Here is an 18564-nt window from a genome sequence, read left to right as displayed (position 1 = left end):
CCGCTCGCCCGCGATTTCAAAGCGCAGCGGCGTGCCGTCGCGCCGCGGCGTCGATGGCGAACATCTCGTCCAGAGTCGCCACAGCTTGTGCCGGAATCATGGCAAGGGTGCCCTCGACGATCCGCTCGATGTCGAGGAAGCCGATCCGCCCCTCCAGGAACGCCGCCACCGCCACCTCGTTGGCGGCATTCAGCACAGTCGCGGCCGAGCCACCTTGCCGCAGGCATTCCCGGGTCAGCCGCAGTGCCGGGAACCGCTCCGGGTCCGGTTCCTGGAAATCGAGCCGGGCGATCTTGGCCAGGTCCAGCGCGGCACAGGGCGTCTCCATCCGCTCCGGCCAGGCCAGGGTGTAGGCGATCGGCACCCGCATGTCGGGCACGCCGAGCTGGGCCAGCACCGAGCCATCGGCATAGTCGACCAGGCTGTGGATCACCGATTGCGGATGGACCACGATCTCGATCCGGTCCTCCGGCATGGCGAAGAGATGCGAAGCCTCGATCAGCTCCAGCCCCTTGTTCATCAGGGTGGCGCTGTCGACCGAGATCTTGGCCCCCATGCTCCAGTTCGGATGGGCGACGGCCTGGGCCGGCGTCGCCGCCGCCATCTGGTCGCGTGTCCATTCCCGGAACGGCCCACCGGAGGCGGTCAGGATCAGCCGCCGCACCTTCGCGCCGGGCTGCAACACCTGGAAGATTGCGTTGTGCTCGCTGTCGACCGGCAGCAGCGTGGCGCCGTGCCGCCGCACCTCGGCCATCATCAGCTCGCCGGCACAGACCAGGCACTCCTTGTTGGCGAAGGCGACCATGGCGCCGCGCCGGATCGCGGTCAGGATCGGCTGCAGCCCGGCGGCGCCGACGATGGCACCCATCACCCAGTCGGCCGGCCGGGCCGCCGCCGCCACCACCGCCTCGGCACCGCCCGCCGCCTCGATACCGCTGCCGGACAGGGCCGCCTTCAGCGCCGGATAGGCCGCCTCATCCGCCACCGCGGCATAGCGGGCGCCGAGTTGCCGGGCGATCGCCGCCAGCCGCTCCGCATCCGTGTTGGCGGTCACCGCCTCGACCATGAAGCGCTCCGGCGACCGGCCGATCAGGTCGACGGTGCTGGCGCCGACCGAGCCGGTGGCGCCGAGGATGGTGACGGAGCGCGGGGCATCCGCGGACGGGGCCGAGATCATCTGAACGATGCATCCAAAAGGGCTGTGAACAAGGCGAAGACCGGCGCCGCGGCCAGCAGGCCGTCGATCCGGTCGAGCACGCCGCCATGGCCGGGGATCAGGTTGCCGCTGTCCTTGACCCCATAATGGCGCTTGACCGCGGATTCGGCGAGATCGCCGGCCTGGGCCAGCAGAGCGAGCGCGGCGGCGGCGGGTACGGCCAGGACCGCCGCGCCGGCGCGATGCAGCACCGCGATCGCGGCAGCGCCGGCCACGGCCGCCAGGCCGGCCCCGCCGATCAGCCCGGCCCAGGTCTTCTTCGGGCTCAGCCGCGGCGCCAGCTTCGGCCCGCCGATCCAGCGGCCGAAGATGTAGCCGCCGATATCCGTGGCCCAGACCACCAGCAGCAGCCACAGCACCGGCTGCCAGCCGTCCTGGCGCAGATGCAGCAGCGCGACCACGGTCAGGCCGAGATAGGGCAGGCCCAGCGCGGGCATCCGGCCGGGCGTGCCGAGGCGCAGATTCACCGCGATGTCGAAGGCCACCGTCGCCGCGGCCAGCACGACCAGGCCAGCGACAGCGCCGGCGCAGCCCGTGGCGATGGTCACGGCGATGATGGCGATGGCGGCCCCGGCCCTGACCCAGCCGGGCGGCGGCCGCCGCAGCACCAGCCGCAGCCATTCGTCGACCCCGAGCATGCCGAGGAGCGCGATGATGACCGCGAATTCCCATTGGCCGACATAGACGGCGGCGAGGATCAGCGGTCCGAGAACGAGGCTGGAGACGATCCGCAGCGTCAGGTTGCTGCGCTTGACCTGCGGGCTATTGGCCACCGACAGCGCCATAGCGACGTTCCCGCCGCCGGAACTCGGCGAGGGCGGCCTCGAGGTCGGCATGGCCGAAATCCGGCCACAGCGTATCGATGAAGATCAGCTCGGCATAGGCCGCCTGCCACAGCAGGAAGTTGCTGATCCGCTGCTCGCCGCTGGTGCGGATGATCAGGTCGGGGTCGGGCAGGTCGGCGGTGAACAGGCGGCCGGCGAACAGCCGCTCGTCGATCGCCTCCGGCGACAGGGCGCCAGAGGCGACCTCGCGCGCCACCCGGCGCGCCGCCTCGGTGATCTCCTGCCGGGCGCCGTAGCTGAGCGCGACGGTGAGGTTGAGCCGGGTGTTGCCCTGGGTCAGCGTCTCGCTCTCGACCAGCAGGTCGACGATATCCGGCGCCAGCCGGTCGCGGTCGCCGATGAAGCGCAGCCGCACGCCCTTCTTGTGCAGGGCCCTCAGCTCGCCGCGCWGGAAGAAGCGCAGCAGCTTCATCAGCTCACCGACCTCGAGGATCGGCCGGCGCCAATTCTCGGTCGAGAAGCCGAACAAAGTCAGATAGCCGACGCCGAGCTCGATCGACRCGTCGATCGTCCGCTGCACGGCGTCGATGCCCTTGCGATGGCCCAGCGTGCGCGGCAGGCCTCGGCCGGTCGCCCAGCGACCGTTGCCGTCCATGATGATCGCGACATGGAGCGCGGGCTGATCCTCGGCCTTGGGGGCGAAACGGTGCATCCCGGTGCTCAGACCTGAAGGATCTCTTTTTCCTTCTGCGCCGCCACGTCGTCGATCTCGCGAATGCGGCTGTCGGTCAGGCCCTGAATCTTGTCGGCCAGGCGCTTGTGCTCGTCCTCGGAGATCTCGTGGTCCTTTTCGGCGCGCTTCAGCGCGTCCATGCCGTCACGGCGGACGTTGCGCACCGCGACACGGGCGGCCTCGGCATATTTGCCGGCAACCTTGGTCAGCTCGCGGCGGCGTTCCTCACTCAGCTCCGGCAGCGGCACGCGCACGGTCTGGCCCTCGGTCTGCGGGTTCAGGCCGAGGCCCGAATCGCGGATCGCCTTCTCCACCGACTTGACCGCGCTGCGGTCCCAGACCGTGACGGTCAGCATGCGCGGCTCGGGCACGCCGATGGTGCCGACCTGGTTCAGCGGCATCTGGGCGCCATAGACGTCGACCGTGATCGGCTCGAGCAGGCTGATGCTGGCGCGGCCGGTGCGGAGACCGGCCAGATCCTTGCGCAGGGACTCCAGAGCACCCGCCATGCGGCGGGAGATGTCGTCGAGATCGGCTTTGGCCACGCTCAGCCCTCCTCGGTCACGATAGTGTAGCGCCCCTGCCCCGCGACCACCTCCGCAAACGCGCCATGCTCGTTGATGGAGAAGACCAGGATCGGGATCTTGTTTTCACGGGCCAGCGAGATCGCCGCATGATCCATGACGCGGAGATCTTTCGCCAGCACATCCATGTAGGTCAAGCGATCGAAGCGCTTGGCCCCTTCGACCTTGAGCGGGTCGGCGTCGTAGACACCGTCGACCTGCTTGCCCATGAGCAAGGCGTCGCAGCCCATCTCCGACGCCCGCAGCGCGGCGCCGGTGTCGGTGGTGAAGAACGGGTTGCCGGTGCCGCCGACGAAGATGACGACGCGACCCTTCTCCATGTGCCGGATCGCCCGGCGCCGGATATAGGGTTCGCACACCGTCTGCATCGGGATGGCCGAGACCACGCGGGTGTGCAGGCCCTTGTGCTCGCAGGCGCTCTGCAGCGCCAGGCCGTTCATCACCGTGGCCAGCATGCCCATGTAGTCGGCGGTCGCCCGCTCGATGCCGGAGGCGGCGCCGCTGATGCCGCGGAAGATGTTGCCGCCGCCGACCACCATGCAGATCTCGACGCCGAGGGAATGGACCTGGGCGACATCATCGGCGATGCGCTCCACCATCTTCGGGTCGATGCCGTAATCCCGGTCGCCCATCAGGGCTTCCCCGGAAATCTTCAACAGCACCCGTCGATACTGGGCCGCTTTCGCCATGTCGCTCCACTCCCTCAGCGCCGCCAATCTGTTCCCATTCGGCTCAGCGGCCGAGCGTGGCCGCCACTTCCGCCGCGAAGTCGCCCTGCTCCTTCTCGATGCCCTCGCCGAGCACGAAGCGGACGAAGCCGGTCACGCTGACCGGGGCGCCGGCATCCTTGGCGGCATCCTCGATCGCCTTGCGGACCTTGGTCTCGCCGTCCAGCACCCAGACCTGCTCGTGCAGCACCACTTCCTCGTAGTACTTGCGGATCCGGCCTTCGACCATCTTCTCGATGATCGCTTCGGGCTTGCCGCTGGCACGGGCCTGCTCGACCAGCACGGCGCGCTCGCGCTCGAGGTTGCTGGCATCGACGTCGGCGATGTGCAGCGCGTCCGGCCGAGCCGCCGCGACATGCATCGCGATCTGCTTGCCGAAGGCCTCGAGCTTGGCCTTGTCGCCGGTCGATTCCAGCGCCACCAGAACGCCGATCTTGCCGAGGCCGGCGGCCACCGGGCTGTGGACATAGGCGGCGACGACGCCGTCCGAAACCGACAGGGCGGCGCTGCGGCGCAGGCTGATGTTCTCGCCGATGGTGGCGATCAGATGGGTCACCTCCTCGGCGGCGGTGCGGCCGGTGCCGGGATAGGCGCTGGCGGCCAGCGCCTCGACATCGCCATTCGCCTTGAGGGCGAGGCCGGCCAGGGTCGAGACGAGGCCCTGGAACTTGTCGTTGCGCGACACGAAATCGGTCTCGGAATTGACCTCGACCAGCGCGCCCCGGGTGCCCTCGACGGCGGCGCCGATCAGGCCTTCGGCCGCAACGCGCCCGGCCTTCTTCGCGGCGGCCGCAAGGCCCTTCTTGCGCAGCCAGTCGACCGCGGTCTCCAGGTCGCCGCCGCTCTCGCCCAATGCCTTCTTGCAATCCATCATGCCGGCGCCGGTCTTCTCACGAAGCTCCTTCACCAGCGCCGCGGTGATCTCGGCCATATCGTCCTCGCATCCGTTCGTTCGGCGCCGCGCCCCACCGGTCGCAGGCGCCCTCATCGACAGAAAGGGGCGGCTTTCTGGGCCGCCCCTGGTTCGCTCTCGGCTCAGGCGGCCGGCTGCTCCGCCTCGCCGGTCTCGGCCGCCGGCGGCGGCAGCGCCTCCTCGGCCGGGGCCTCCTCCATCTCGCCGACATCGGCGCCGCTCGCGCTCATCTCGGCCTGGATGCCAGCGATGACCGAGCCGGAGAACAGCTCGCAATACAGCTCGATCGCGCGCAGCGCGTCGTCATTGCCCGGCACCGGGAAGGTGATGCCGTCGGGGCTGGAGTTGCTGTCCAGCACGGCCACGACCGGGATGCCGAGCTTGGCGGCTTCCAGGACCGCGATCGACTCCTTGTTGGTGTCGATGATGACCAGGATGTCGGGCAGGCCGCCCATGTCGCGGATGCCGCCCAGCGCCTTCTCGAGCTTGTCGCGCTCGCGGGTCAGGGTCAGCTGCTCCTTCTTGGTCAGGCCGACCGCGCCCTGGTTGAGCTGCTCGTCCATCTCCTTCAGGCGCTTGATCGACTGCGACACCGTCTTCCAGTTGGTCAGCATGCCGCCGAGCCAGCGGTGGTTGACGTAGTACTGGCCGCAGCGCTTGGCCGCGTCGGCGATCTTGTCCGCCGCCTGGCGCTTGGTGCCGACGAACAGAACGCGGCCGCCGTTGGCGACGACGTCACGGACCGCGTCGAGCGCCCGGTGCAGCATCGGCACGGTCTGCTCGAGGTCGATGATGTGCACGCCGTTGCGCACGCCGAAGATGAACGGCGCCATCTTCGGGTTCCAACGGCGGGTGTGGTGGCCGAAATGGGCGCCGGCTTCGAGGAGCTGGCGCATGGTGAAGGTCGGCGTAGCCATGGTCGGAAGATCCTTTTTCCGGTTGTTCCGCCGCGGGCCTTGCCTCCCGCCGCACCGCGGATTGCGGATATGGCGAAAAGCACCGGAGCGACCGAGCCACTGCTGTGGCAGGCCGCGATGCCCGCGTGTGGGATTGACGACGGCGCGGTTGATACGCCCTGCGCCGGGGAAAAGCAAGCCCGGGCAGCCGCCCGGATCGGCGTCGGCCGCCGCGGCTCAGGCGCTGCGGCGGTCGGTCCAGACGAAACGCGAACGGTAGCGCTGCGCCCGGCGGGCGCGGTGCTCGGCCAAGTCATCGACCGGCGTGGCCGGGGCCACGGCGGCCGGCTCGTCCCAGCGGGCGGCGATCTTGCCGGTCTCGGGGTCGCGGATCCAGCGCAGCAGCACCTTGTCCTCGTCCCGGACCGGGTCGTGGCGCAGGTCGCGGTTGCGGAACCGCGGCAGGGCGGCCAGCGCCTCGGCCCGCGGGGAGATCACGGCGCCCAGCGCCAGGCGCAGGCGGCGATCGAAGCAGGAGAGAAATGCGAGGTTCATCGTTCGCTCCGTTCCCGCACGCGGCGGAAGCGGGGCGAACGGCGCTCCGACCCTAGGTCCGGCTCACGCCATCCACCCGGCCGAGGCCGAGTGCGATCCAGTGATGTTCGGGCGACGTCACCGCGGCCGGATCGGCCTTGGCGACGCCACGACTAGGGTGGTCGTCCATCTGTCTCTCGTTGTGCGATTGGCGCCGGGCAGGCCTGGGCTCGTCCGGCGTCACCGGCCATGTATGCCTACGCCCCTGGAGAGTCAAGATCAAAGCGAACGCCACGGAATGCCTGGGCTGGAGCGGTCTTCGCAACCGGCTGGAACAGCGGCTTCAGGCTCCGGCCGGAGCCGGAGTCGCCGCCACCGACCGCCCTGGCAGAGCGGAGCGGACTCCGTCCCTTGGTTCAATGGTCCAGGGTCCGGTGGAACGAAGATGCAGGTAAGTTCCATTGTTCGTTCTGCACGGTCCGCTGCAGACGGACGCAACGGGCCGACCGACCAGGCGTGACGCCCAGTCGTCCGCAACCCTGGCAGGAGGTCGCGCCGATGCGCATCCTCTTCCCGTTTGCGGCCGCGCTTGCCATCGCCACCGGCAGTGCGGCCGCCCATGGACCGGCGGCGCGGATCCAAAACGGCCAATACCGGAACCTGACCGGCATGCATGAGCATTGCTGCGGACCGAACGACTGCGCCGCCTACCCTTCCCGCGACGTCCAGGTTCGGCCCGACGGCTATATGGTCCGGCCAGCCGGAGTGCTGGTGCCGACCGACCAGGCCCAGTCAGCGAAGACGACAAATACTGGCTCTGCCGCAAGCCGGACGATTCGATACGCTGCTTCTTCATCCCGAATGTCGGCGCCTGACGCAGGGGCCGCGACGAGGAGGCGTGACGTGGCCCCATCTCCTTCCAGCCACCGCATTGCGGCCGCCGGCGCTGCAGCGCTGCTGCTTCTCGGCGCCGCGGCCGAGGCCCGAGCGGCGCTGCCGCCCTATTGGCAGCGGCTGCGGGAGCTCCAGGCGATCCTGGACAGCAACGATCTGGCTCAGAAGCTGCGCGACGCTCCGATCGACCGGATCGAGCGGCCGGGCGAGGATCTCTACCGGATCCAGGCCGGCCCCTGCACGCTCGACATCCGCATCGTCGACACCCCGCCGACAGCGCCCAGCCGGCGATGCCGGGCCCGCGCCGCTTCCACATCGAGGCCGGCGAGCCCGCCTGCCGCTGATCCGGAACCGCTACCGCGGCGGCGGCGTTGGCCGGGTGTCGACCAAGGAGGCACCAGCCCATGCGCGCCTATTCTGTCCGGATCAACCCCGCCCGCCGGCAAGACCCGCGGTGGCGTGCCGTCGACCCGGAGAACGGCGCCGATTTCGTGAAGGACATGGTCGTCTTCGCGGAGAGCCCCGAGGATGCGCGCCGCTATCTCGATGCGACCTTCCTGGCCACAGGCTTCTCGCCCGGCAAGCCGCCCTTGCGGGACACCGGATCGCCCTGGCACGAGCCCGACCTGGTCCGCATCGAGCCCGCGCCGGACCACGACGCGATCGCGCAGTCCGCCGGCCACAACCACGTGGCGCAGCGCGAGGGCCTGCTCAGCAACCCGAAGCGCGACCCGCTTTAGGTCACGCTGGCTCGAAGGTCGCCTTATACTGCTCGCGCAGGGCCGCCTTCTGCACCTTGCCCATGGCGTTGCGCGGGATCTCGGCCACCACGAACACCGCCTTGGGCTGCTTGAACCGGGCCAGATGGTCCTGCAGCGCCGCCTGGACCGCGGCAGGATCGAGCGGCACGGCACCTGCCCGCATCTTCACCACCGCCGCCACCGCCTCGCCGAAATCCGGATGCGGCAGGCCGATCACCGCCGATTCCTCGACGCCGGGGATGGCGTCGATCAGGCTTTCGACCTCCTTGGGATAGACATTGAAGCCGCCCGTGATGATCAGGTCCTTGGCCCGGCCGACGATCGAGACATAGCCGCGGTCGTCCACCACTCCGACATCGCCGGTGATGAAGAAGCCGTCGGCCCGGAACTCGGCCGCGGTCTTGTCCGGCATCCGCCAATAACCCTTGAACACGTTCGGGCCCTTGACCTCGATCACGCCGATCTCGCCCTGCGGCAGCGGCTTCGCATCGTCGTCCACGACCCGCAGCGACACGCCGGGCAACGGGAAGCCGACAGTCCCTGCCCGCCGCTCGCCGTCGAGCGGGTTCGAGGTGTTCATGTTGGTCTCGGTCATGCCGTAGCGTTCGAGGATGGTGTGGCCGGTGCGCTGCCGGAAGTGGTCGAAGGTGTCGGCCAGCAGCGGCGCCGAGCCGGAGATGAACAGCCGCATGTGAGCGCACGTCTCGGGCGTGAGGCCGGGCTGCTCCAGGAGCCGCGTATAGAAGGTCGGCACGCCCATCATCACGCTGGCCCTGGGCAGCAGGCGCAGCACCTCGGCGCCGTCGAATTTCGGCAGGAACAGCATGGTCGCCCCGGCCAGCAGGGCGCAGTTGGTGGCGACGAACAAGCCGTGGGTGTGGAAGATCGGCAGGGCGTGCAGCAGCACGTCCTCCGGCCGGAAGCCCCAGTAATCATGCAGCGTCAGGGCGTTCGACAACAGGTTGTCGTGGCTGAGCATCGCCCCCTTCGACCGGCCGGTGGTGCCGGAGGTGTAGAGGATCGCGGCCAGGTCGTCCGGCCCGCGCGGCAGCGTCTCGAAGCTGTCCGCCTCTGCCGCCGCGGCCTCGGCCAGGGTCCCCTCCCCGGCTGGCCCTAGCGTCAGCACCGCGTTGGCGCCGGCCGGCTTGGCCACCGCCTCGATCTCGGCCAGCCGCGCCGGCTGGCACACCGCCATCGCCGGCTCGGCGTCGCCGGCGAAATAAGCGACTTCGCCCTTGGTGTAGGCGGTGTTGAGCGGCAGGTAGACGGCACCGGCGCGCAGGCAGCCGAGATAGAGCGACACCACTTCCGGCGACTTGTCGATCTGCACAATCACCCGGTCGCCCGGCGCCACGCCCAGCCGCCGCAGCAGGTTGGCGTAACGGGCGCTGGCCGCCTCCAGCCCGGCATAAGAGATCCGGCGTCCGTCGGCGAGCTCGAGCGCCGGCTTGGACCGGTCGGCGGGGAAACGGGCGGACAGGGCGTGGTAGAGATTGGTCATTCGGCTCGGCGGGTCAGAGATAGGGCTTCAGCTGGCGCGCCACCGCGCGGCTCGTCGCCACCTTGCCGGCATTGACGAAGGCCTCGTGGTTCCGCTCCAGCTCGGCCGGATCATAGAGGTAATTGACCAGAAGTCCCCAGCCCTGCTCCAGCCCCTTCGGCGAAGTGTCGCCGGCCCAGTTCAGCCGCTCCAGCCGGGCGCCGTTGCCGAGATGGAACCGCGCCACCGGATCGACCGGCCGCCCGTTCGGCCGCAGCTCGGCGGCGAGATAGCGGGCGCAGAGGCCGAGCAGCGCCGCCTTCGGGATCTTTTCCGCGCCGGCCGCTTCGATCCCGCCCGCCTCCAGCACCTGCACCAGATCCTCGGCCGCCGCCTGCACCGCCGGATGCTCGTGCTCCGGCGCCGTTGTCTCCAGCCAGCGCCGGAAACCGGGAATCGGCGACAGGGTCGAGAAGGTGGCGAGGTTTGGAAGGGTCTGCTGCAGGTCGGCCACCACCTGCTTCAGCAGGAAGCTGCCGAAGGAGATGCCGCGCAGCCCCTTCAGCGTGTTGGTGATCGAATAGAAGATCGCGGTGTCGGCCGCAGCGGGATCGCCGACCGGCGCCCCGGGGTCGAGTAGCGGCGCAATCTCGCCGGACAGCCCGCGCACCAGCGCCACCTGGACGAAAATCACCGGCTCGTTCGGCAAAGCCGGATGGAAGAAGGCGTAGCAGCGCCGATCCTCGGCCAGGCGCCGGCGCAGGAACTCCCAGCCCGGGATGGCGTGCACTGCCTCATACTGGATCAGCTTCTCCAGGATGATCGCCGGCGTCTCCCAGGTGATCCGGCGCAGTTCCAGGAAGCCGCCGGAGAACCAGTCGGTCAGCACATGCTTGAGGTCGGCGTCCACGATCTGCAGCTCCGGCTTCTCATCCGCGAGGTCGAGCGCGTCGGCCCGCAGCCCGATCACGAACTCGGTGCCCTCGGGCAGCATGTTGATGCGGCGCAGCAGCTCCCGCCGCGGCGGCTCAGCCGCCTCGGCCAGCGCCAGCGCCCCGGCCGCGCTGGGCTCGGCGACGAAGGCCCGGGCGGCGGCGGCGACCGCCGCGTGGTCGGGGCCAAACTCGCGCGCCAGCAGGGTGAAGAACGCCTCGCGCCCGGCCGCGTCCAGGCCGCGATAGAGGGCTACCAGCTCGCGCGCCAGGGCGATGCCGGAGGCTTCTCCTCGTTCAGACAACAGCGCATGGCAGATGCCGCCCAGATCCTGCGGCAAAGCCCGGCCGCGGCCGAAGGCGAAGAGCTCGAGGCCACGATCGGCGATCGAGTTGATGAGGTCGGTGATTTGCATGCGACGCCCGTTCCGCTTCCGCCTGACCCGGTCAGGTTAGCGCGTCACGCCCACGGCACAATCTCGCCCCGCGCATGCCGGCAATCCGGCTACAAAAAAGGGCGGTGCCGGCGGCACCGCCCCCTTTGTGACCCAGCCAGCGTCAGTTCTTGTTGTTGCCGATGATCACCAGCGAGGCGGCGGAGATCGCCAGGCTCTGCACGATCGATCCGACATCCCGCACCAGCCGGTACAGGTCGAACGGCGTCAGGTCGCGCGGCACGATGATGACCGACCCCGGCGGCACCCGGACCGAGCTGTAGCTCCAGGACGACAGATCGAGCGGCTGCGCCTGGCCGTTCGGCATGATGACGAAGGCGCGGCCGGTATCCGCCACCTCGGTCATGCCGCCGGCGAACTCGACATAATCATCGGCGGTCAGCTTGCCGTCATACTGGACCGTGCCCGGGTTGAGCACCTCGCCCGAGACGGTGACGAACAGCGGCCGCTTCGGCACGAACAGCTGGTCACCCGCATCCAGGGTGAAGTCGAGCTCCGGCTTTGCCGCCAGCACCGTCGGATCGGCCTCGATCACCACGCGGCCCGCGGCCGGGATGCTCTTCAGCTCGGCGATCAGGCTCTGGATTGCCGGCAGGGCCGCGGCGGGGCTCTTGTTGGCACTGTCGCCCTGGGCCTCCTGGACGAGCTGCGGCAACCCGGCCTGGATCTCACGGGCGGTGCGCTCATAGCCCTGCTGCTGCTGCTGCCGCACGGCCTCGCGGGTGAACACCGCGCCATAGGTGAAGGCCTGGTTGGTGTAGCCGCCGGACCGCTGGATCAGCTGCAGCAGGGTCTCGCCGCGGCGGATCACGTAGCGACCGGGATGGGTGAACTCGCCGGCCAGGGTGACCGACCCGTCCTCGCGCAGCTGCGGGCTCTGCGGGATACGGACGCTGTCGCCGGGGTTCAGCTTGATCGACGCGGTGGTGGCGCCGAGGCTCTGCACCGAGCGCCAGGAGCCGCTGACGTTGGCTGGCGACAGGGTGGAGAAGTAGCCGACCTCGATGGCGCGGCGGTCGGCCTCGATCGTCGTGCCGCCGGCGATGTCGAGCACGGTGGCGAGCGTGGTGCCCGGGATGATCGGGTAGCTGCCCGGCACCCGCACCTGGCCTTCGAGCGCGACGACATGCTCGATCACGAAGGGCAGCAGGTCCGGATAGTCGTCAAAAATTTGCGGGCAGGCACGGTTGACCTGCAGGGAACCGGCCCCCTCAACATTCTGGAAGGTCTGCCGCGCGTTGCGGAAACGGCCGGTCGAATCGTTGCGCACCGCCTCCGCCAGCGACCGCAGGCCGAGGCAGCTGCCGCTGACCGCAACCGCCGCGGGCAGCGCGGAGGTCAGCGTCTGGTTCTGGGCCTGGACGTTCTGGGACGCGTCCGCCGCCGCCGATCGAGCCTGGCCCGGCTGGCGTCCGGCCAGCATCATCTGGACGTCGTCCCCGCCGAGATAGCGGATGTCCTCGCGTGACAGCACGATCAGCTTGTCGCGGTCGCGCAGGCGGATGTTGCCGCCGCCGCGCAGCGCCACGCTCAGATTGACCGGCACGAATTTGCGGATCCGCGTGGCCGGATCGGTGGTCTGAATCACGCCGAAGGGCAGGTAGACGTCATCCGCCAGGATCGGCGGATCGGACAGCAAGGCGCGGAGCGTCGGCGCGCTGCTAAGCGGCCGGACGCCGGCAACGGTGACGTTGCCGGTGACCGAAACGCTGCCGACGCGCAAATCCTGCGACAGGGTGATCTGGATGATGTCGCCGGTCTGCACCGGCACCGCCGTCTGCCCCGACAGGTTCTGGACCTGGTCCTGGCCGTTGCGGTCGAGCCGCAGCAGGTTGAACCGGTTGCCGGAGGGGCGGATCGGCCCGCCGGCATAGTCCAGCATCTCGGCGACACTGAGCGGTCCGACGGCGTCGGGCGGCATCTCGAAGATGCCCGGCCGGACCACGTCGCCGCCGACCCCGACGGTGCGTCCGATCGTCGGCACCGAGATCCGGTCGCCGTCCTGCAGCAGGAGGTCGGCCTCGTTGCTGTAGCCCATCAGGAAGCCGTAGAGGTCGATGACCTTGGTCTGGCCCTGCCGGATCAGCGCGACCGTGCGCAGCGAGCCGGTCTTCTTGATCCCGCCGCCGGCGGTCAGGGCGTCGACCAGCGTCGAGAAGCTGGTCAGGGTCTGAGTGCCGGGCTTGACCACCTCGCCGGTAAGGGTCACCGAGATCGCCCGCACATCGCCGAGCGACACATAGGCCTCGGTGCTGACGTAGTTTTCCCGGACCCTGGTCTCGATCTCGCGGCGCAGATCGCCGAAGGAGCGGCCGGCCGCCGGGACCGGCGGCAGATCCTGCAGGATCAGCCGGCCCTCGCGGTCGACCGTCGCGCTGATGCCCTGATTCACCTGGCCGCGCAGGGTGACCACGATCTGGTCGCCGATGCCGACGACGTAGTTCTCGCTGACGGCGCCGCTGACCACCTGGCTGGCGACGGCGCCGCCGCCGAAGACGTCATAGCCGAACTGGCTGATGTCGCCGGCCAGCCGCCGCTGGTAGTCGGCCTCGATGCGCGAGACGGGCGCGGCGGAAATGGTCGATGACGGCAGGCCCGGCGAGAGCACCGACGGCTCGGTGACCTGCGCCGGGGTCGTCGTCGGGACGCGCGGCCCGCTGGGGATGGTGATGCCGTCCGGCTGGATGCCCTGCTGCTGCAACTGCGACGGGCTGATGCCGAGCTGCTGCAGCTGGTCGACCAGCGCGTTCATCTGGGCCTGGCCGGCGATCGGGGTGAGGATCAGCACGCCGCAGGCCAGGAGGGCCGGACMGATGCCGTAGCGAAGGGTCCATCCGAGTCGACGCGCCTCGCCCTCTCGGTCCCGGCGACGGTCACTGTGCACAGGCTTCATGGTCCCCCGCTTCTGACATCTTCTCAAATGGCCGATCGCAGCGCTGATCGAGCCAACGCCCCCAATGTTCCATCTTCTGAACGATCTGGCCGGGAAAGAAAACCCGAATCAATTCGTTGGCCCCTCAACCTGACACGCAGGCTTCAATCGGACCGCCCCCCTGGCCGCGGATTTTCTTCAGCCGTTCCAGCACCCGGCAGGCATAGGCGAACTGCCGATCCGGATCGCTCGAATGATAATGCGCAATCGCCTGCAGCCAATTGCCGTAACGGTTGAACAATCGCCGCAGGAAATACGCGCCATAGATCACATTGTATTCTGGCTCGAAGATCAGAGTGTAGTCCGGCAAGGTCTGCTTGTGGTAACGAAGCGAGATCTGCATACAGCCGACGTCGATATTAGGGCTTTCGCCGCCGCCGTTGTCCTCGATCGCCGCCTTCATGGCGGCCAGGCTGTTCGGGAACAGCGAGGTGCCGCCGACATTCAAAGCCCAGGGGTAAGGATCGCCCTTGCCGCCCGATTCGGTCTGCGCGATCGCCAGCAACATGCCGCGGGGAATGCCGAAGGCCCCCTCCATCGCCAGGATGTAAGGCGTGCAGCTGTCCTGCGCCCGCGCCGGCCCGGCCGGCAAGCCGAGCAGCAGCGTCGCGATTGCCGCGATCCGACCCAATCCCCTCACCAACGCAACCGGCTTCCCCCGCCAATCGATGCAATGCTTCTAGCACACCGCGCCGATTCGGCGGAATACCGGCGTATCAGACCGGCATTCCGGCGCGAATCACGGCGCGGCACGGATTGTAGGCGATGCGGTAGGACAGCTCGGCCGGGTCGGCCACGTCCCAGAACACCAGGTCGGCCGCGAGCCCGGGGACCAGCCGGCCGCATTCCTCGGCCAGGCCCAGCGCCCGCGCGGCGTTGCGGGTGACGCCGGCCAGCGCCTCCTCCGGCGTCAGGCGGAACAGGGTGCAGCCCATGTTCAGCATCATGAGCAGCGAGGTCGCCGGCGAGGTGCCGGGGTTGTTGTCGGTGGCCAGCGCCATCGGCACGCCGTGCCGCCGGAACGCCCCCACCGGCGGCAGCTGGGTCTCGCGCAGGAAGTAGAAGGCGCCGGGCAGCAGCACCGCGACGGTGCCGGCGCGGCCCATCTCCTTCGCCCCCGATTCGCTGGTGTATTCGAGATGGTCGGCCGACAGCGCCCCGAACCGTGCGGCCAGCGCGGCGCCGTCCTGGTCGGACAGCTGGTCGGCATGCAGCTTGACCGGCAGGCCCCGGTTCCGCGCGGCGCGGAACACGCGCTCGACCTGAGCCGGCGAGAAGGCGATCTTTTCGCCGAAAGCGTCCACCGCGTCGGCAAGGCCGTCGCGGGCGATCGCCGGCAGCATCTCGTCGACCACGCGGTCGAGATAGCGGTCGGGCTGGCCGCGATCCTCCGGCGGCACCGCATGGGCGCCGAGGAAGCTGCGCCGCACCCGCAGGCCGCTCTCCTGCCCCAGCCGGCCGGCGACGCGCAGCATCTTGGCCTCGGTCGCCAGGTCGAGGCCGTAGCCGGACTTGATCTCGACGGTGGTGACGCCCTCGGCGGCCAGCGCGTCGAGCCGCTTCCGGGCCGAGGCCAGCAGGTCCTCCTCGGCGGCGGCGCGGGTGGCGGCGACGGTCGAGACGATGCCGCCGCCGGCGCGGGCGATCTCCTCATAGCTGGCGCCGTGCAGCCGCATCGCGAATTCACGGGCGCGGTCGCCGCCATGGACGAGATGGGTGTGGCAGTCGATCAGCCCCGGCGTGACCCAGGCGCCGGCCGCGTCCTCCACGACCGCGGCCAGGCGATCGGGCGCGCCCGGCAGGTCGGCCTGCCGCCCGACCCAGGCGATGCGGTCGCCCGCGGTCGCGATCGCACCGTCGGGAATGGCGCCGTAGCCCTCGCCATTCATGGTCGCCAGCCGCGCATTGATCCACAGCCGATCCCACATGCCTCTTTCCCTTCGCCGAACCGGGCCTATGCTGCCGCACCGCGTTTCATCTCACGGGATGCCGCCACTTGACCACGCGCTATTTCGCCGAGACCGCCCTTCTGGCCGATGGCTGGGCCGATGACGTTCTGATCGAGCTCGACGCCCGCGGCGACATCCTCCGCACCGCGGCCGGGGCCGAGCGCGGTGGGGCCGAGCCGATCGCCGGCATCGTCCTGCCCGGCATGGCCAATCTGCACAGCCACGCCTTCCAGCGCGCCATGGCCGGGCTGGCCGAGACCACTGCCGGCCCGGGCGATGATTTCTGGAGCTGGCGCGAGCAGATGTACCGCTTCGTCCGCGTGCTGAACCCGGACCAAGTCGAGGCGATCGCGGCGCAGCTGTATGTCGAGATGCTGAAGGCCGGCTACACCTGCGTCGCTGAGTTCCACTACCTGCACCACCAGCCGGATGGTACCCCCTACGCCGACCGGGCGGAGCTGTCGCACCGGGTGATCGCGGCAGCCAAGGCGACCGGCCTCGGCATCGCCCATCTGCCGGTGCTGTACAACACCGGCGGCTTCGGCGGGCAGCAGGCCGGCGACGGGCAGCGCCGCTTCCTGAACGATGTCGACGGCATCCTCGACATCATCGGCCGGCTGCGCGCCGACCATGCCGGCGACCCGGATGTGCGGATCGGCGTCGCCCCGCATTCGCTGCGCGCGGTGCCGCCGGAGATGCTGGCGGCGACCGTGACGGGGATGCACTCAGCCGATCCGGCGGCGCCGATCCACATCCACATCGCCGAGCAGGTCAAGGAGGTCGAGCAATGCCTGGCCTGGAGTGGTGCCCGGCCGGTCGAATGGTTGCTCGGCCATGCCGCGGTCGATGACCGCTGGTGCCTGATCCACGCCACCCATCTGACCGAGGCCGAGACCGCCGGGCTGGCGGCCAGCGGCGCGGTCGCCGGGCTGTGCCCGACCACCGAGGCCAATCTCGGCGACGGCCTGTTCCCCCTCGCCCCCTACCTCGCCGCCGGCGGCGCGCTCGGCATCGGCTCGGACAGCCATATCTCGGTCGGAGTGATCGAGGAACTGCGCTGGCTGGAATACGGCCAGCGCCTGTCGCACCGGAAGCGCGGTGTCGCCGGCGGGCCGGACCGGCCCTCGGTCGGCGCCACCCTGTTCCAGGCGGCGATCGACGGCGGTGCCCGCGCGGTCGGCCGCGCCACCGGCCGGATCGAGGCTGGCGCCCGGGCTGATCTGGTGGTGCTGGACCGCGACCACCCGGCGCTGATCGGCCGCAAGGGCGACACGCTGCTGGACAGCTTCGTCTTCGCCGGCAACCACTCTCCGATCCGCCATGTCATGGCCGGCGGCCGCTGGCGGGTGCGCGACGGCTGCCACGCCGACGAGGACGTGGTAGCGACGCGCTACCGCGAGGTGATGGCGGCGCTGCTGGCCTGACGGACAAAGAAAAGCGGGCCCTGGAAACCGGGGCCCGCGAGGTAAACAGGGAGGCTGCTCGAGCGGGAGACGCTATCGAGCTGTCGCCAGCTTAGCCCGCCCTCCATCCCTCTGCTGTGACGGCCGTCACGCCGGGCAGATTTTGTCGTCAGCTGGGATTGTCTGCCGCCGGAACCGCAAAAATCTGCCCGGGATAGATCAGGTCGGGATTGCGGATCTGCTGCTGGTTGGCCTGGTAGATCACGGTGTAGCGCGGCCCCTCACCATAGAGCCGGCGGGCGATCCGCCACAGGCTGTTGCCGGGCTGGACCACGACCCGTCCCTCGGCCACTGCGACCTCCGCCGGCGCCGCCCGCTGGAACGGAGTCTCGGCCCGAGCCGTCACCTTGCCGGCGGCATCGAGCTGATCGGCTCGCAGCTTGTAGACACCGGGTTCGATCGTGCCTTCGGCCCGGATCCGGAACCGCCCGCCCGGATCGGCCCCGCCTTCGCCGATCGGCCGGTTGTCGAGATAGAGCCTGATCGTCGCGCCGGCCCGGCCCCGGCCGCTGACGAAGACGGTGCCGCCCTCGCCATAGTCGATGACGTTGATCGATAGCGCCCCCCCGGTCCCGCCTGGCGCCGCCGGGGTTGGGCCGGACGAGGTCGCCTGCGGTGCCTGCAACACGGTGGAAGCGCCCTGCTGCGGCGTCAGCAGCACCAGCGGGCCGCTGCCGCTGCCGGCCGCCGGCCGGCCGGCGATATCATGGCCACGCTCCGGCACCACCACGGTGGCGACCTCGCCGGAAGTGGCACCGCCATCGGCCAGGCGCAGCGACAGCTGATGGTCGCCGGCAGCGATCGGTGCGTCGGACATGAAGACCCAGCCGCCGGAGCTGTCGGCCTGGGCCGAACCGATCTGCCGGTCGCCGTCCATCAGCAGGATGCGGGCCCCGGCCGGGCCGCGCCCGGCGATGGTGACGCCGCCGTCCGAGTTCACCCGGATCGCGTCGAAGCTCAGCACGGCCGGATCGGCCGGTGCCGCCGCTTGGGGAGATGGCTGGGTTGGGGCTGGCGGCGGCTGGGCCGAAGCCTGTGGCTGCGTCGGAGCCGGCGGCGGCTGGACCGAGGCTTGAGGTTGGGCCGGAGCCGGTGGCGGCTCGACCGATGCCTGCGGCTGGGCCGGCGCCGGCGGCGGCTGGACCGATACCTGCGGCTGAGCTGGCGCCGGCGGCGGCTGGATCGAGACCTGTGGCTGCGCTGGCGCCGGCGGCGGCTGGACCGAGACCTGTGGCTGAGCTGGCGCCGGCGGCGGCTGGACCGAGACCTGTGGCTGAGCTGGCGCCGGCGGCGGCTGGACCGAGACCTG

The 18564-nt window shown here is 70.0% G+C and carries 18 protein-coding genes; 4 read left to right on the top strand and 14 right to left on the bottom strand.

Features of this window, described 5'->3' with window-relative positions:
• Positions 1–16 precede the first annotated feature (16 nt).
• The 8 genes from AB4Z01_RS17285 to AB4Z01_RS17250 form a co-directional block, all read right to left on the bottom strand.
• On the bottom strand, positions 17–1177 hold the full coding sequence (locus tag AB4Z01_RS17285; protein WP_441695765.1) for a 1-deoxy-D-xylulose-5-phosphate reductoisomerase: 1161 nt from the start codon (positions 1175–1177) through the stop codon (positions 17–19).
• Entirely contained in the window at positions 1174–2001 is an 828-nt protein-coding gene (locus tag AB4Z01_RS17280; protein WP_441695763.1) for a phosphatidate cytidylyltransferase, read from the bottom strand. The genes AB4Z01_RS17285 and AB4Z01_RS17280 overlap by 4 nt, the downstream gene beginning before the upstream one ends.
• Positions 1979–2713: an isoprenyl transferase gene (locus tag AB4Z01_RS17275; protein WP_441695761.1), complete on the bottom strand. Its 735-nt coding sequence runs from the start codon at positions 2711–2713 to the stop codon at positions 1979–1981. Before AB4Z01_RS17275 ends, AB4Z01_RS17280 begins: the two co-directional genes overlap by 23 nt.
• Positions 2714–2721: 8 nt before the next feature.
• Positions 2722–3243 carry a ribosome recycling factor gene (gene frr, locus AB4Z01_RS17270; RefSeq protein WP_441695820.1) on the bottom strand — a complete coding sequence of 174 codons (522 nt, stop codon included), beginning with the start codon at positions 3241–3243 and terminating at the stop codon, positions 2722–2724.
• Between the two features lie 38 nt (positions 3244–3281).
• Positions 3282–4007, bottom strand: coding sequence for a UMP kinase (gene pyrH / locus AB4Z01_RS17265; protein WP_429229114.1), 726 nt, complete (start codon positions 4005–4007; stop codon positions 3282–3284).
• Positions 4008–4050: 43 nt separating this feature from the next.
• Positions 4051–4977 (bottom strand): translation elongation factor Ts, encoded by a 927-nt coding sequence (gene tsf / locus AB4Z01_RS17260; protein WP_441695759.1) that lies wholly within the window; start codon positions 4975–4977, stop codon positions 4051–4053.
• A 104-nt stretch (positions 4978–5081) separates the two neighbouring features.
• On the bottom strand, positions 5082–5876 hold the full coding sequence (rpsB, locus tag AB4Z01_RS17255) for a 30S ribosomal protein S2 (protein WP_429229112.1): 795 nt from the start codon (positions 5874–5876) through the stop codon (positions 5082–5084).
• A gap of 216 nt (positions 5877–6092) precedes the next feature.
• Positions 6093–6410, bottom strand: coding sequence for a hypothetical protein (locus AB4Z01_RS17250; protein ID WP_441695757.1), 318 nt, complete (start codon positions 6408–6410; stop codon positions 6093–6095).
• A gap of 537 nt (positions 6411–6947) precedes the next feature.
• On the opposite strand from AB4Z01_RS17250, the gene AB4Z01_RS17245 reads away from it, so the two are divergent.
• Together AB4Z01_RS17245 and AB4Z01_RS17240 are read left to right on the top strand one after the other, a co-directional pair.
• Positions 6948–7778: a hypothetical protein gene (locus AB4Z01_RS17245; protein ID WP_441695755.1), complete on the top strand. Its 831-nt coding sequence runs from the start codon at positions 6948–6950 to the stop codon at positions 7776–7778.
• On the top strand, positions 7775–8023 hold the full coding sequence (locus AB4Z01_RS17240) for a hypothetical protein (RefSeq protein WP_441695753.1): 249 nt from the start codon (positions 7775–7777) through the stop codon (positions 8021–8023). The genes AB4Z01_RS17245 and AB4Z01_RS17240 overlap by 4 nt, the downstream gene beginning before the upstream one ends.
• Before the next feature lies 1 nt (position 8024).
• On the opposite strand, the gene AB4Z01_RS17235 is transcribed toward AB4Z01_RS17240, so the two are convergent.
• The 5 genes from AB4Z01_RS17235 to hutI all read right to left on the bottom strand — a co-directional run bounded on the left by AB4Z01_RS17235 (position 8025) and on the right by hutI (position 15771).
• Complete coding sequence (locus AB4Z01_RS17235; RefSeq protein WP_441695751.1) at positions 8025–9545, bottom strand: malonate--CoA ligase; 1521 nt, start codon at positions 9543–9545, stop codon at positions 8025–8027.
• Between the two features lie 13 nt (positions 9546–9558).
• The gene (locus tag AB4Z01_RS17230) at positions 9559–10872 is read right to left on the bottom strand and encodes a malonyl-CoA decarboxylase domain-containing protein (protein ID WP_441695749.1); all 1314 of its coding nucleotides are present in this window, start codon (positions 10870–10872) and stop codon (positions 9559–9561) included.
• A gap of 142 nt (positions 10873–11014) precedes the next feature.
• On the bottom strand, positions 11015–13699 hold the full coding sequence (locus AB4Z01_RS17225) for an SLBB domain-containing protein (protein ID WP_441695748.1): 2685 nt from the start codon (positions 13697–13699) through the stop codon (positions 11015–11017).
• A 229-nt stretch (positions 13700–13928) separates the two neighbouring features.
• Complete coding sequence (locus AB4Z01_RS17220; RefSeq protein ID WP_441695746.1) at positions 13929–14474, bottom strand: lytic transglycosylase domain-containing protein; 546 nt, start codon at positions 14472–14474, stop codon at positions 13929–13931.
• A gap of 85 nt (positions 14475–14559) precedes the next feature.
• Positions 14560–15771, bottom strand: coding sequence for an imidazolonepropionase (hutI, locus tag AB4Z01_RS17215; protein ID WP_441695744.1), 1212 nt, complete (start codon positions 15769–15771; stop codon positions 14560–14562).
• Positions 15772–15839: 68 nt separating this feature from the next.
• Here hutI and AB4Z01_RS17210 point away from each other — a divergent pair, with 68 nt between their 5' ends.
• Positions 15840–17216, top strand: coding sequence for a formimidoylglutamate deiminase (locus AB4Z01_RS17210; RefSeq protein WP_441695742.1), 1377 nt, complete (start codon positions 15840–15842; stop codon positions 17214–17216).
• Positions 17217–17364: 148 nt separating this feature from the next.
• On the opposite strand, the gene AB4Z01_RS17205 is transcribed toward AB4Z01_RS17210, so the two are convergent.
• Complete coding sequence (locus tag AB4Z01_RS17205; RefSeq protein WP_441695741.1) at positions 17365–18219, bottom strand: LysM peptidoglycan-binding domain-containing protein; 855 nt, start codon at positions 18217–18219, stop codon at positions 17365–17367.
• Positions 18220–18333: 114 nt separating this feature from the next.
• Here AB4Z01_RS17205 and AB4Z01_RS17200 point away from each other — a divergent pair.
• Positions 18334–18564: hypothetical protein (locus tag AB4Z01_RS17200; protein ID WP_441695739.1), on the top strand; the 231-nt coding region annotated here is incomplete at its 3' end.

The sequence above is a fragment of the Inquilinus sp. YAF38 genome, assembly GCF_052113205.1.
Taxonomy (GTDB): Bacteria; Pseudomonadota; Alphaproteobacteria; order DSM-16000; family Inquilinaceae; genus Inquilinus.
The sequence above is the reverse complement of the archived record's forward strand: the minus strand, read 5'-3'. Positions and strand labels throughout refer to the sequence as shown.

Excerpts from the sequence above, each read along its gene's own strand:
- AB4Z01_RS17285 (WP_441695765.1), bottom strand. The coding sequence starts at position 1,177 with ATGATCTCGGCCCCGTCCGCGGATGCCCCGCGCTCCGTCACCATCCTC.
- AB4Z01_RS17280 (WP_441695763.1), bottom strand. The coding sequence starts at position 2,001 with ATGGCGCTGTCGGTGGCCAATAGCCCGCAGGTCAAGCGCAGCAACCTG.
- frr (WP_441695820.1), bottom strand. The coding sequence starts at position 3,243 with ATGGCGGGTGCTCTGGAGTCCCTGCGCAAGGATCTGGCCGGTCTCCGC.
- pyrH (WP_429229114.1), bottom strand. The coding sequence starts at position 4,007 with ATGGCGAAAGCGGCCCAGTATCGACGGGTGCTGTTGAAGATTTCCGGG.
- tsf (WP_441695759.1), bottom strand. The coding sequence starts at position 4,977 with ATGGCCGAGATCACCGCGGCGCTGGTGAAGGAGCTTCGTGAGAAGACC.
- rpsB (WP_429229112.1), bottom strand. The coding sequence starts at position 5,876 with ATGGCTACGCCGACCTTCACCATGCGCCAGCTCCTCGAAGCCGGCGCC.
- AB4Z01_RS17250 (WP_441695757.1), bottom strand. The coding sequence starts at position 6,410 with ATGAACCTCGCATTTCTCTCCTGCTTCGATCGCCGCCTGCGCCTGGCG.
- AB4Z01_RS17245 (WP_441695755.1), top strand. The coding sequence starts at position 6,948 with ATGCGCATCCTCTTCCCGTTTGCGGCCGCGCTTGCCATCGCCACCGGC.
- AB4Z01_RS17235 (WP_441695751.1), bottom strand. The coding sequence starts at position 9,545 with ATGACCAATCTCTACCACGCCCTGTCCGCCCGTTTCCCCGCCGACCGG.
- AB4Z01_RS17230 (WP_441695749.1), bottom strand. The coding sequence starts at position 10,872 with ATGCAAATCACCGACCTCATCAACTCGATCGCCGATCGTGGCCTCGAG.
- hutI (WP_441695744.1), bottom strand. The coding sequence starts at position 15,771 with ATGTGGGATCGGCTGTGGATCAATGCGCGGCTGGCGACCATGAATGGC.